10 protein-coding genes are annotated in these 12,502 nt (G+C 67.4%); 2 read left to right on the forward strand and 8 right to left on the reverse strand.

What is annotated here, in order from left to right; genetic code table 11:
• The first annotated feature begins 6 nt into the window (after positions 1-6).
• Both DJ029_RS06275 and DJ029_RS06280 read left to right on the forward strand, forming a co-directional pair.
• Entirely contained in the window at positions 7-1,380 is a 1,374-nt protein-coding gene (locus DJ029_RS06275; RefSeq protein WP_112321509.1) for an FAD-binding oxidoreductase, read from the forward strand.
• An 85-nt stretch (positions 1,381-1,465) separates the two neighbouring features.
• Positions 1,466-2,035 (forward strand): L,D-transpeptidase, encoded by a 570-nt coding sequence (locus DJ029_RS06280; protein ID WP_232822994.1) that lies wholly within the window; start codon positions 1,466-1,468, stop codon positions 2,033-2,035.
• A gap of 123 nt (positions 2,036-2,158) precedes the next feature.
• Here the strand turns inward: DJ029_RS06280 and DJ029_RS06285 are convergent, their stop codons facing one another.
• The 8 genes from DJ029_RS06285 to DJ029_RS06320 all read right to left on the reverse strand — a co-directional run bounded on the left by DJ029_RS06285 (position 2,159) and on the right by DJ029_RS06320 (position 12,439).
• Positions 2,159-3,409: an aminopeptidase gene (locus DJ029_RS06285; RefSeq protein ID WP_112321511.1), complete on the reverse strand. Its 1,251-nt coding sequence runs from the start codon at positions 3,407-3,409 to the stop codon at positions 2,159-2,161.
• 64 nt (positions 3,410-3,473) lie between these two features.
• Positions 3,474-5,126 (reverse strand): DNA repair protein RecN, encoded by a 1,653-nt coding sequence (gene recN, locus DJ029_RS06290; RefSeq protein ID WP_112321512.1) that lies wholly within the window; start codon positions 5,124-5,126, stop codon positions 3,474-3,476.
• Positions 5,127-5,147: 21 nt separating this feature from the next.
• A complete protein-coding gene (locus DJ029_RS06295) occupies positions 5,148-5,963 on the reverse strand; it encodes an outer membrane protein assembly factor BamD (RefSeq protein ID WP_112321513.1) in 816 nt (271 codons plus the stop codon).
• A 117-nt stretch (positions 5,964-6,080) separates the two neighbouring features.
• Entirely contained in the window at positions 6,081-7,001 is a 921-nt protein-coding gene (gene lpxC / locus DJ029_RS06300) for a UDP-3-O-acyl-N-acetylglucosamine deacetylase (protein ID WP_112321514.1), read from the reverse strand.
• Between the two features lie 380 nt (positions 7,002-7,381).
• The gene (gene ftsZ / locus DJ029_RS06305) at positions 7,382-8,941 is read right to left on the reverse strand and encodes a cell division protein FtsZ (RefSeq protein ID WP_112321515.1); all 1,560 of its coding nucleotides are present in this window, start codon (positions 8,939-8,941) and stop codon (positions 7,382-7,384) included.
• Positions 8,942-9,333: 392 nt separating this feature from the next.
• On the reverse strand, positions 9,334-10,665 hold the full coding sequence (gene ftsA / locus DJ029_RS06310) for a cell division protein FtsA (RefSeq protein WP_112321516.1): 1,332 nt from the start codon (positions 10,663-10,665) through the stop codon (positions 9,334-9,336).
• Entirely contained in the window at positions 10,662-11,537 is an 876-nt protein-coding gene (locus DJ029_RS06315) for a cell division protein FtsQ/DivIB (RefSeq protein WP_112321517.1), read from the reverse strand. The genes ftsA and DJ029_RS06315 overlap by 4 nt, the downstream gene beginning before the upstream one ends.
• Positions 11,525-12,439: a D-alanine--D-alanine ligase gene (locus DJ029_RS06320; RefSeq protein ID WP_112321518.1), complete on the reverse strand. Its 915-nt coding sequence runs from the start codon at positions 12,437-12,439 to the stop codon at positions 11,525-11,527. The genes DJ029_RS06315 and DJ029_RS06320 overlap by 13 nt, the downstream gene beginning before the upstream one ends.
• Positions 12,440-12,502: the final 63 nt, after the last annotated feature.

Here is a 12,502-nt window from a genome sequence, read left to right on the forward strand (position 1 = left end):
GTTTCGATGAGCATTCAAACGGCTGTGGCGCGGCTGTGCAAGGCGTACGGCGATCAAATTGCGACCAGCGATGCAATCCTGTCCGAGCACGGACAGAACGAGAGCTATTTCCCCGAGACACTTCCCGATGCCGTCGCCTTTCCCGCCTCCACCGACGATGTGAGCGGCATGATCAGCATCTGCCACGAGGAGGGATGCCCGATCGTGGCCTGGGGCACCGGAACCTCGCTGGAGGGCAATGCCCTGGCGCTGCGCGGGGGCGTGTCGCTGGACATGTCGCGTATGAACCGGATCCTGTCCGTGCATGACGAGGACATGGACGCCGTGGTTCAACCCGGCGTCACGCGCGAGGCGCTGAACACGCATCTGCGCGACACGGGCCTGTTCTTTCCGGTGGACCCCGGCGCCAACGCCTCGCTCGGTGGCATGGCCGCCACACGGGCCAGCGGCACGACGGCGGTGCGCTATGGCACGATGCGCGAAAACGTCCTGGCGCTGGAAGTGGTGCTGGCGGACGGGCGCGTGATTCGGACCGGCTCACGCGCGCGCAAGTCGGCCTCGGGCTACGATCTGACGAAGCTGTTCGTCGGCTCGGAAGGCACCCTTGGGGTCATCACGGAACTGACACTGCGCCTGCAGGGCCAGCCCGAGGCGATCTCGGCCGCGATCTGCCGCTTTGACGACATCAAAGGTGCGGTCGACACGGTGATCCAGACGATCCAGATGGGCGTGCCGATGGCGCGCATGGAATTCGTGGACGAAATCATGGTGAAGGGGTTCAACCTGCATTCCAAGGCCGGCTTGCCCGAGGCGCCGCACCTGTTCCTGGAGTTCCACGGATCGGACTCGGCGGTGGCAGAGCAATCCGCCCTGGTGGCCGAAATCGCGGCCGAGCATGGCGGCGCGGATTTCCAGTGGTCCACCAAGCCCGAGGATCGCAACCGGCTGTGGGCGATGCGCCACAACGCCCATTACGCCTACAAGATGCTGCGCCCGGGCTGCGGCGTGGTGTCCACCGATATCTGCGTCCCGATTTCCCGCCTGGCGGAGGCGGTGGCGGCGACGCGGGCGGAAATCGACCGCTCGTCGATCCAGGGAATGATCCTGGGGCACGTGGGCGACGGGAACTTCCACACCGGGCTTCTGGTGGAAAAGGGCAACGACGGCGAACTGGCCGCCGCCAAGGCGCTGGCGCTGTTCATGAACGACCTGGCGCTGAAACTGGACGGAACCGTGACCGGGGAACATGGCGTCGGGCAAGGCAAGATGGCCTACATGGAGGCCGAGCACGGTGCCGCATGGGCAGTCATGGGCGATCTGAAACGCACCCTCGATCCCGGCAATATCCTGAACCCCGGCAAGGTGGTGCGGATCAACTGACGTAACGGGCTTGTGAGTGGACGCCCGCGCCGGCTTGGCGGATATTGCGCGAAAATACAGGCAACCAATTCAAACGGATATGACAATGACGCTGACACGCAGAATGCTCCTTGCGGGTCTTTCGGCAAGTGCCGCGACCCCGCTTCTGGCCCAGACCGGTCCGGCGGAAACCCTGGCCGCGCCGGGGCTGATCTCGCGCCGGGTTTCCGGTTTCGCCACCCACCGCTGGCAGGACCATTTCGACACGCTGAAGAACGGGGCGATCATCTGCGACACGAACGCGCGCGCCCTGCAGTACTGGTCCGAGGACGAGAGCATCGTGCGCACCTATCCCACGTCGGTCCCGTTGACGAACGAGCTGACGCGGCGTGGCCGCACCGAGATCACGCTGAAGCGGGATGGGCCGGAATGGCGCCCCACCCCGAACATGCTGGCGCGCAACCCCGACCTGCCGAAATACGTCGGCCCGGGCCCGGAAAACCCCATGGGTACCCATGCGCTGAACCTGAGCTGGCAGTACTACCGGATCCACGGCACCAACGATGTGCGCAAGATCGGGCGGCGCAGCTCGAACGGGTGTATCGGCCTGTTCAACAACCAGATCGCCGAGCTTTTCAGCCTGGCGAAGGTTGGGACACAAGTGGTCCTGATCTGAAGCTGGTCCTGATGTGACCCGGCCGCCCTGCCGCGGGGCGGCGGGGGGAGCGAGGGGCCAGCCCCTCGCGCTCCCCGGGATATTTGTGGACTTTGGAGGGGGCCGGCGCGTCCGGACGGAATGTCAGGCCCACTCGCCCTTGCGCATGACAGGCACGCGGGTACCATCCGCTTTCAGGCCGTCGATGTCGATGTGTTCCGAGCCGATCATCCAGTCGACATGGATCAGGCTGCTGTTGCCGCCCTTTTCTGCCACCTCCTCTTCGCTGAGGCTGGCGCCGTTCACGAAGCATTCCTGGTAGCACTGGCCGAGCGCGATGTGGCTGGCGGCGTTTTCGTCGAAGAGCGTGTTGTAGAACAGCACGCCGCTTTGCGAGATGGGCGAGCCGGCGGGCACCAGCGCCACCTCGCCCAGGCGGGCGGCGCCGTCGTCGGTCTGGATGAGTTCCCGGAACACGGTTTGCCCGCGGGCGGCTTTGGCGTCCACGATGCGGCCCTGTTCGAAGCGAACCTCGATATCCTCGATCAGGCTGCCCTGGTGGGCAAGGGGTTTGGTGGCGCGCACGACCCCCTCGACACGGTGGGCGTGGGGCGTGGTGAACACTTCCTCCGTGGGGATGTTCGGGTTGCAGGTGACGCCGTTCTTGGCCCTGGACGCGCCGCCCTGCCATGCGTGATCGTCGGCCAGCCCGATGGTCAGGTCCGTGCCCGGCCCGGTGTAGTGCAGTGCCGAAAAGCGTTCGGCGTTCAGCCAGTCCTTGCGCGCTGCCAGCGCGGCGTTGTGCGCGGCCCAGGCGGCGACGGGGTCCGGCGCGTCGAGGCGGGAGGCCGCGAAGATCGCATCCGCGAGGCGGGCCGTGGCCGCATCGGGGTCGAGATCGGGGAAGACCCGCACGGCCCAGGCGGTGGAGGGATAGGCCGCGATCGTCCAGTTGATGTCGAAGCCCGCGATATGCTTCATCGCCGGTTTGTAGGCCCTGGAATTGGCCTTGCCGAGACGGGCCGCCCTGGCCGGGTCCTGATCGGCGAGCAGCATCGGGTCATCGGCGGAAATCGCCATGCGTGCCGCATTGGCGGCAAAGGCTTCGGCCATGCCGTTGTAGAGCCAGTCCGGCGCCTTGTCGAAACTCGCGTCATGGCCGTGTTCGTAGCGCGCCAGCGTGATCTGGTCGTCCGACAGCAGCGTCGTCACCTGCCCTGCACCGGCGCGATAGGCCGCCGCCACCACGCGGCGCACCAGCGGCAGTGCCGCCACCGGCGCGGTCAGGACCAGGTCCTGGCCCGGTTGCAGGTTCAGGCCGACCCGCACGGCGACTTCGGCGAGTTTGTCGAGCTTGGCGCTGTCAACGGCGGGGTGATCGGGGCAGACGGTCATGGGAACTCCGGTTCTTGAGACGTTTGCGCGCAAGCTAGGACGCGCGTACTCAAAGGGAAAGGGGTCAGGCGGAAAGCAGCGCGCGCGCGGCGGAACGGGCTTCGTCCAGGATGGTCCCGCCCGACAGCATGCGCGCGATTTCGTCGATGCGCGCATTCGCGTCGAGGGCGGCGACGCTGGTACGGGTTTCAGCCGCGTCCACCGCCTTGGAGACGACGAAATGATGCGCCCCGCGCGCCGCCACCTGGGGCGAATGGGTCACCACCAGCACCTGCGCGCCCTCGGCGATGGAGGCGAGCCGGCGACCGACCGCGTCCGCCGTGGCGCCGCCGACGCCCCGGTCGATTTCGTCGAAGATCATCGTCAGCCCGCTGCTGCGCCCGGTCAGGCAGACCTTCAGCGCCAGCAAGAAGCGGGACAGTTCGCCGCCGCTGGCGATCCGCCCGAGCGGCCCCGGCGGTGCGCCGGGGTTGGTGGCGACGGTGAAGGTCACGGTGTCGCTGCCCTCGGGGCCCGGTTCGCACGGGGTGACGACAGTGGCGAACACCGCGCGTTCCAGCTTCAGCGGTGCGAGTTCGGCGGCCATGGCCTTGTCAAGCCGCGCCGCCGCCTCATGCCGCGCAGCGCTGAGCGCTTCGGCAGCGGCCTTGTAGGCCCCGGCAGCGGCATCCTCGGCCACTTTCAGACCCTCGAGTTCAGCCGCGCCGCCGTCGATGGCAGCCAGGCGCGCCCGGAGGTCCCCGGCCAGGTCGGCCAGGTCATCGGGCTGGACCTTGTGCTTGCGGGCAAGGGCGCGGATCGCGAAGAGCCGCTCCTCCACCGCTTCAAGGTCGAAGGGGTCGAAGTCGAGCCCGCGCAGGAAGGATTCGGCACTTTCCTGGGCTTCGCCAAGCTCGATCATCGCGCGGCCAAGCGCGGCGATTGCCGGATCGAGCGCGCCCTCGGTCCGCTCGGCGATGACCTCAAGCCAGCGGATCGCCTCGGCAAGGCGGCCTTCGGCGCCGTCCCCGCCCATGACGGCGATGGCGCGGGCGCAATCCTCGCGCACCTTGTCGGCCATCTGCATCTGGCGGCGGCGGGTGTCGAGGGTCGCGTCCTCGCCCGCCTCTGGCGCCAGCTCATCCAGCTCGGCAACCGCGTGGCGGAGGTACTCGGTATCGCGGGCCGCTTCTTCCAGGCGGCGGGTCGCGGCTTCGCGGGCGCGGCGCGCGCCAGCCAGCGCGCGCCAGCTTTCACGGGTCGCGGACTTTCCCGCCTCCAGCGGGCCGAAACTGTCGAGCAGGTCGCGGTGGCCCTTCGGATCCAGCAGCCCGCGATCGTCCTGCTGGCCGTGCAGTTCGACCAGTACGGCGGACAACTGGCGCAGCACCTCGCCCGAGACGCGGCGGTCATTCACGAAGCCCCGCTTACGCCCATCGGCGGAGGTCACCCGGCGCAGGATCAGCTGATCCTCTTCCCAGGGCAGGTCCGCCGCCGCGATCACCGCGCGGGCGGGGTGGTCTGCGTGAAGCTCGAACACCGCCGTCACCTCGCCCTGCTCCGCGCCCTGGCGGACCACCTCGGCGCGGCCCCGCCAGCCGAGCACGAGCCCGAGACAGTCCAGCAGGATGGATTTGCCCGCCCCGGTTTCACCGGTCAGCACGTTCAGCCCGTCGTGAAACGTCAGATCGAGGGCTTCGATCAGCAGGATATCCCGTATGGAAAGCTCACGCAGCAAGATCGGTCATCCCGGCGACGCTCAGAGCCATTTGCCCTGGATCACCTGGCGATAGATGCGGTTGAGCCAGCCTTCGCCGACATTCTCCGCCTCGAGGCCGACGCCGGTCAGCAGCGCGTAGCTGTCTTCGTACCACTCCGTCCCGCGGTGGTTGTGCCCGAGAATCGCACCGGCAGTCTGCGCCTCGTCCGTCAGGCCGAGCGCCAGGTAGCTTTCGACCAGGCGATGCAGCGCCTCGGCGGTATGCGCGGTGGTCTGGAATTCCTGCACGACAACGCGGAAGCGGTTGATCGCGGCGGTGTAGTGGCCGCGCTTCAGGTAATAGCGCCCGATTTCCATTTCCTTGCCCGCAAGGTGATCGAGCGCCAGGTCGAACTTCAGCTCGGCGGACTTGGAAAAGTCGCTGTCGGGGTAGCGCTCGATCGTTTCGCGCAGGGCTTGCAGCGCGTCGAAAGTGGTGCCCTGGTCGCGACTGACATCGGCGATCTGGTCGTAATGGCTCAGCGCGATCAGGTACTGCGCATAGGCCGCGTCCTTGTCCGCCGGGAAAAAGTCGAGGTAACGCTCCGCCGCCGCGCGCGATTCCGAGTACCGCCGCCCGTCATAATAGGCGAAGGCCGACATGATCATCGAGCGTTTGGCCCATTCGGAATAGGGGTAGAGGCGCTCCACCTCCTCGAACAGGCGGCCGGCGCGGGTGGCGCGCCCGTCCTCGAGCTCACGCTCGGCGGCAAGAAACAGATCCTGCGCGGACCGACTCTCGACCTCGATCTCGGGCTCACGAGAGCAGGCGGAAACGACAGAAATGACTGCCAGACCGAAAAGCCAGTGACGCACGTGGAAGCCCTCAACTCGACTCGTGGGGCGGTGCTTGATCGTCACCGCTTCTGCCGACGTGTCTAGCACAGCTTGGCGCGCAAGAAAAAGCCCGGACGGACCTGTTTTCCCGGAACGTCACCCAACCGCCGCGAGGTCGGCCGCAACAAGCTGAAACCCGGGCATCCCCCCCGCGATCTTGGCGTCCACCGTCACCCGCGCCATCGCACCGGGGGTGGCGAAAGCCTTGCGCAGCAGGCGGTTCGTCGGGCCATGCCCGGCGCGCACCCCACGATAAGCCCCGAGCACGGGCGCCCCCGCCAGCGCAAGGTCGCCCAGCGCGTCGAGCATCTTGTGCCGCACGCATTCGTCGCGGCGACGGAAGCCTTCGGGGTTCAGCACCTGGTCGCCATCGATCACCACGGCGTTCTCCAGCGTCCCGCCAAGGGCAAGGCCCCTCGACTGCATGTAGTCCACCTCGGCGCGGCGACAGAAAGTCCGGCAATCGGCAAGCTCGCGGATGAAGGTCCCGTTGGACAGGTTCATGCTCGCCGTCTGGCGGCCGATCGCCGCGTCGGGGAAGTCGATGGTGAAATCGATGGTCAGACCGCTGAAGGGCGACAGGCTGGCCGTCACGTCGCCCTCTTCCAGGGTCACAGTCTTCATCACCGCCCAGGCGCTGATCGGCGCGTCGAGACGGCGCAACCCGGCGGAAAGGATGCCCCGCACGAAGCGGCGCGCGCTGCCGTCCATGATCGGAATCTCGGGCCCGTCGATATCCACCAGCACGTTGTGAAGCCCGGTGCCCGCTATGGCGGCCATCAGATGCTCGATCGTCGAGACCGAAACCCCGGCGGCATTGGTCAGGCGCGTGTTCAGCGTGGTGTCCGACACCAGGTCGTAGCGGGCGGGGATCATCGTGTCGCAGCCGCTCAGATCGACCCGGCGGAAGCGAACGCCACTGTCCGCCGCGGCCGGGCGCAACGTCACACGGGCCGGGCGGCCGGAATGCAGCCCGATGCCTACCAGCGGCACGTCGTCTTTCAATGTTGTCTGCACGGGCGTGCCAGCCTCTCGATACCAGTTCCTTGGGGATAGTAGGCCAGTGACTCTGGCAGCGCCGGATCCCCCTGGCCCGGCGCACGATAGCTCCCCTGAGGTATGGGTGTTGGCGCGGCCGGACAATTCAAACCTTGTGACCAAATGCTACAGTATTGCAAAAATGTTACCGCGCGCGGGGGGCTGCCCCCTGGTTGTGCCGAGGGAAACAAGGCGTTCCCGGGCCACAGGACGTCATTGGTGCGGGAATTCCCCGTGCCGCCATTACCTCAGCGCATTTCCGCCCTGCCCCAAGAAAAACGCCGCCGGTGCCATGTCATGCACCGACGGCGTGAATTCCGTTCCGGTAGCGCCGCCCCGGTTGGCTCAGCGCGAAGACCTCAGTTCGCCTGGCGGCGCAGGAAGGCCGGGATCTCATGCGGATCACGCGGCTCGGCGGCCTGGTCATCCTCGCGCGAGGTTACCGGCGGCTGCTGGCGATGCGCGGTATCCCGCTCATCCCGGCTGCCATGACCGGTCATGCGGTGGATCAGGCTGTTGATCGCGAAACGACCGCCCTCTTCCGGCTGCGCGGGCCGGCTGCGGGTCGGCTGTGCCGCCACGGGTGCGCTGCGCGCGGCCGACGCGGCCCGGGTGCCTTCCGGCACGGCGCTTACGGCAGCCTGCAGGCGGCGCATGGCTTCCGGCGTCGGCTCACCGGGGCGACGGGCCTGATCATAGGCGGTCGCCTCGAGCGAGGGCAACTCGGCCTGCGGCTCCACGTGCTGGTGGGTGACGGGCGGCTCCTGCGGCGCATGGGCGAAGCCCTGCGCCGGCGCCGCGGCGCGTGCGGCGGTGGGCTCTTCCACCTGTGCATCGACGAAGCTCGGCCCGGCGGGGATCTCCTCCACCGCTTCCGGCTCCTGCACCGGGGCAGGCTTGGGTGCCTTGGCGCCCCAGGTGCGCGGGCTGACCGGAGTGTCCTCGCGGTTGGCCTTCGCCTCGATGCCGGTGGCCACGACGGACACCCGCATCTTGCCGTCCATCTGCGGATCGAGCGTGGAGCCGACGATGATGTTCGCGTCCGGATCGACTTCCGAGCGAATCCGGTTCGCGGCCTCGTCCAGCTCGAACAGGGTCAGGTCGGTGCCGCCGGTGACGTTGATCAGCACACCTCGCGCGCCCTTGAGGCTGATTTCATCGAGCAGCGGGTTGGCGATGGCCTTCTCGGCGGCCTGAACGGCGCGGTCCTCGCCATCGGCTTCGCCGGTGCCCATCATGGCCTTGCCCATCTCGTCCATGACGGACCTAATATCCGCGAAGTCGAGGTTGATGATGCCGGGCCGGACCATCAGGTCCGTGACGCCCTTGACGCCCTGGTACAGCACGTCATCGGCCATCGAGAAGGCTTCGGTGAAAGTGGTCTTCTCGTTCGCCAACCGGAACAGGTTCTGGTTGGGGATCACGATCAGCGTATCGACGACACGCTGCAGCTCCTCGACCCCTTCCTCGGCCTGGCGCATCCGACGCGCGCCCTCGAACTGGAACGGCTTGGTGACGACCCCGACGGTCAGCACGCCCATCTCCCGTGCGGCACGGGCGATGATCGGCGCGGCACCTGTCCCGGTCCCGCCGCCCATTCCGGCGGTGATGAAGCACATATGCGCCCCGGAAAGCTGATCGACGATCGTCTCGATCGATTCCTCGGCCGCGGCCGAGCCCACCTCGGGCCGCGCCCCGGCGCCCAGGCCCTGGGTCACTTCCACCCCGAGCTGGATCTTCTGGGGAGCGTTGTTCTGGGCAAGAGCCTGCGCGTCGGTGTTCGCCACAACGAACTCCGCACCCTCCAAGTTCTTTTCGATCATGTTGTTGACGGCGTTGCCGCCGGCACCTCCCACACCGAACACGGTGATACGGGGGCGCAAATCATGCTGCTCGGGCATGCTGAGATTCAATGCCATATGTCTGTCCGCCTGTTTTACGCGACCGCTTTGAAAGCGCGGTTCTTCGCCTGCTGCTGATTCGATAAAGTAAACCAAACACCTTCTCAGGTCACGGATTTTGTATTCCCGCTGGCAATTCCGGGCCGATATTGCGCACCGACCTATCCGTAGGGGCTATCTGCATACTCCGGAGCGAGGGGCCAGCCCCTCGCGCTCCCCGGGATACTTGAAGACTTTGGAGATGGGAACGGCCCCACTTTACTCTTCAAATACTCCCGCCGGAGGCATCCGGCACTGGCAATTCGCGTGACATCTCAACCGCCCGCGACAGGCCCGCCAGACCGATGCGGGCCCCGCATCCGCCGAAGCGGATGTGGGGGGCAAGAATCCCAAGCCGGCAGGCTTTCCGCCTACCAGTTCTCGCGAAACCAGCGCAGGGCGCGACGCACGCGTTTCGCGCCGACCCGGTCCGAGGGCATCTCGAAGTCCCAGCATTCATCCTGCGGATGGGAGGCATGCAGTGCCAGCCCCACCGCGGCGGCGAAGCCGGGTCCGGTGGCGGCTTGCGGCAGGCCCTGCACGCGCAGGGGTTTGCCGATGCGCACCTGGCGTCCGAGCACCCGCGCGGCGAGTTGGTCGAGGCCGGGGATCTGCGCCGTGGCCCCGGTCAGGACGACACGCTGGCCCTGGAGGTAGGCAAAGCCCGAGGCGTCGAGGCGGTCGCGGATCTCTTCCAGGATTTCCTCCATCCGTGGGCGGATCACGCCGATCAGTTCGGATCGCGTGATCTGGCGCCGGTCCTGGCCGTTGTCCTGCACGGGGTTCGGGATCTCGATCAGGTCACGATCATCGACGCCGGTGGCCATGACGCCGCCGTGGATCGTCTTGATCCGCTCGGCGGCGGCCATGGGGATGTGCAGCCCCTGGCAGATGTCGGAGGTTACATGATGCCCGCCGAGGGGCACGGAATCGGCGTAGATCATGTGACGTTTGGCGAAGATCGACAGGCCCGACGTTCCCCCGCCGAGGTCGATGCAGGCCGCGCCGAGTTCCTGCTCGTCCTCCACCAGCGCGGCGATCCCGGCCGCGTAGGAGGACACGGTCAGACCCGCGAGTTCCAAGTCGCAGCGCCGGAAGCAGTGCAGGATGTTGTGCACCGGCGCGGCATCCGCCGTCAGCAGGTGCATATCCACCGACAGGCGGTTGCCGATCTGTCCCCGCGGATCGATCAGCCCGGTCCGCCCGTCGAGCGTGAAGTTCACAGGCAGCGCGTGCAGCGCCTCGCGATCCATGCCGTAGTCCGGCACGTCGCAGGCGGCGAGCACGTGCCCGACGTCGGGTTCGCTCACCTCGCCGTTCTCGACCCGGATATCGCCCGACAGCCCGTAGGAGCGCGGCGCGCCGCCGCCGAAGCTGGCGATCACGTGATCGACGCGCACCCCGGCCATCTTCTGCGCCGCCTGAACGGCGGTGCGGATCGCGCGCTCGGTTTCCTCCATCGCGACGATTTCGCCGCAGCGCACCCCGCGCGAGCGGGTGGTCGCCGCGCCGATCACCCGGAAGGCGCCATGCGTCAGGCCCCGCGGGGCCGCGCCGTCGTCCGTATCCGTGCCCGGCGCGAATTGCAGCACGAGACAGGCAATCTTCGTCGTTCCTATGTCCAGCACGGCGACAACGCCCCTGCGTAGCGCAGCCTCACGGCGTTGACGCATGGCGCGCTGCGCCTCGAACACGTGGCTCATACGTCTTCCTCTATGATAATGCCCTGCGCGCGACGCAGCTCGCGCAGGCTTTCGGGGGTAAGCTGAAGGATCGGGCGGCGGCGGTCGCGCATGTCGACGCGGGCCAGTTCGCGGGACAGGATGTCCTCGGCCTCGTGCAGCGCCATCACCCTGGCAAGCGCGGCGGTCGCGCCGGTTTCGGGCAGCAGGATGCGCAAGCCGGTGTTGAGGACCAGCGTCCAGCGGCGCTCGCCGACCCGCACGAGGCCGCGCAGGCGGCCCGCGATGGGTTCGGAAAGCGCCAGCAACTCGCGCGCCTCGGCCACGGCCTTGTCGGCGCCGTCCCCGGCGATGATCGGCAAGTCGACCCGTTCCGCCCGGCTTTCGGCGAGGCCGACGAAGACGCCGTTCTCGTCGAGCATGTTGAGCGCCCCGTCGGTCCTCCGCCACAGCAGGACCGGCACGCGTTCGGTGACCGAGATACCAAGAACCCCCGCCCCTTCCAGGCGAACCTGCGCCGACGCCACGGCGTCGAGCGCGGTGACCTGGCGCTGCACGGCGCCAAGGTCGAGGTCCATGGAACTGACAGGCAATTCCAGCTCGAGATGGTCGATGATGCGCGCTTGCATGGGGCCCGAAACGCCGTTGAGGCGCAGTTCCTTCACCATCAGCCCAGGGTGCGCGGCGATCTGGTTGCGCAGCGCCATGGCCTTGTCGGCCACGCCCTTCTGCACAACCGGGTTCAGCGCCAGCGACACCAGCATCCAGGCAAGCGCGGCGAGCGGCAGCCCGATGCGCACGGAATTTCGGATGGCGGGGCGAAGCCACAGGCGTTCCAGCCGGTACTTGATACGGCTCGGCGCAGGGTCGCGGGGCGCCTTTACCGGAAGCATGAGGCATCCTCCACCATCCAGGAGACAAGCGGCCCAAAGGGAATCCCGCAATGGGCCGCCTGCTCCGGTGCCAGGGAGGTGGGGGTCATCCCTGGCTGCGTGTTGGTTTCCAGCAGGAAGAGACCGTTCATCCCCCTGCTTTCATCCCAACGCAAGTCCGTGCGCGACAGGCCTCGGCATCCCAGGGCGTCATGCGCACGCAAAGCGTAGTCGAGGCACGCGGCCTCGATTTCATTCGGAATCGCGGCGGGCACCTGATGGCGCGAGCCGCCTTCGCTGTATTTCGCGGTGTAGTCGTACCACCCGGTGGTGATGATGTCGGTCACGGCAAGGGCGCGGTCGCCCATCACCGTGACGGTCAGCTCTCGTCCGGGAATGAACTCTTCGGCCATGACCGTTTCGGGCATGTCGGGGGCAAGCTGCGCCGGGCCGTTCGCGCCCTCCTGCACCAGGTAGACGCCGACCGAGCTGCCCTCGTTGAAGGGTTTGACGACATAGGGCGGGTCCATCGGATGCGCCGCGCGCGCCGCCTCGGCGCTGGTCAGGACGCTGGGCACCACCGGCAGGCCTGCGGCGACGAAGATTTCCTTGGCCCGGATCTTGTCCATGGCCAGGGCGGAGGCCATCACCCCGGAATGGGTGTAGGGGAGCCGCATCCACTCAAGCAGGCCCTGGACGCAGCCATCCTCTCCCCAGCGGCCATGCAGGGCGTTGAACACGACATCGGGTTTTTCGCGGGTCAGCTCGGCGCACAGGTCGGCGCCCGCGTCGATTTCGACGACGTCCCAACCTTCAGCGCGCAATGCAGCCGCACACTCACGGCCCGAGACGAGCGAGACTTCACGCTCGGCGGAGGGACCGCCTTTCAGCACTGCAATGCGGGTGGATGTCCTGCTCGACATGGCCCGCCTCAACAAACCCGGGCGACTCATTGACTGGTCGTCCTCGGAGGATACTCAACTGCT

Source organism: Oceanibium sediminis (genome assembly GCF_003265325.1).
Taxonomy (GTDB): Bacteria; Pseudomonadota; Alphaproteobacteria; order Rhodobacterales; family Rhodobacteraceae; genus Halovulum; species Halovulum sediminis.

Excerpts from the sequence above, each read along its gene's own strand:
- DJ029_RS06275 (WP_112321509.1), top strand. The coding sequence starts at position 7 with ATGAGCATTCAAACGGCTGTGGCGCGGCTGTGCAAGGCGTACGGCGAT.
- DJ029_RS06280 (WP_232822994.1), top strand. The coding sequence starts at position 1,466 with ATGACGCTGACACGCAGAATGCTCCTTGCGGGTCTTTCGGCAAGTGCC.
- DJ029_RS06285 (WP_112321511.1), bottom strand. The coding sequence starts at position 3,409 with ATGACCGTCTGCCCCGATCACCCCGCCGTTGACAGCGCCAAGCTCGAC.
- ftsZ (WP_112321515.1), bottom strand. The coding sequence starts at position 8,941 with ATGGCATTGAATCTCAGCATGCCCGAGCAGCATGATTTGCGCCCCCGT.
- ftsA (WP_112321516.1), bottom strand. The coding sequence starts at position 10,665 with ATGAGCCACGTGTTCGAGGCGCAGCGCGCCATGCGTCAACGCCGTGAG.
- DJ029_RS06315 (WP_112321517.1), bottom strand. The coding sequence starts at position 11,537 with ATGCTTCCGGTAAAGGCGCCCCGCGACCCTGCGCCGAGCCGTATCAAG.
- DJ029_RS06320 (WP_112321518.1), bottom strand. The coding sequence starts at position 12,439 with ATGTCGAGCAGGACATCCACCCGCATTGCAGTGCTGAAAGGCGGTCCC.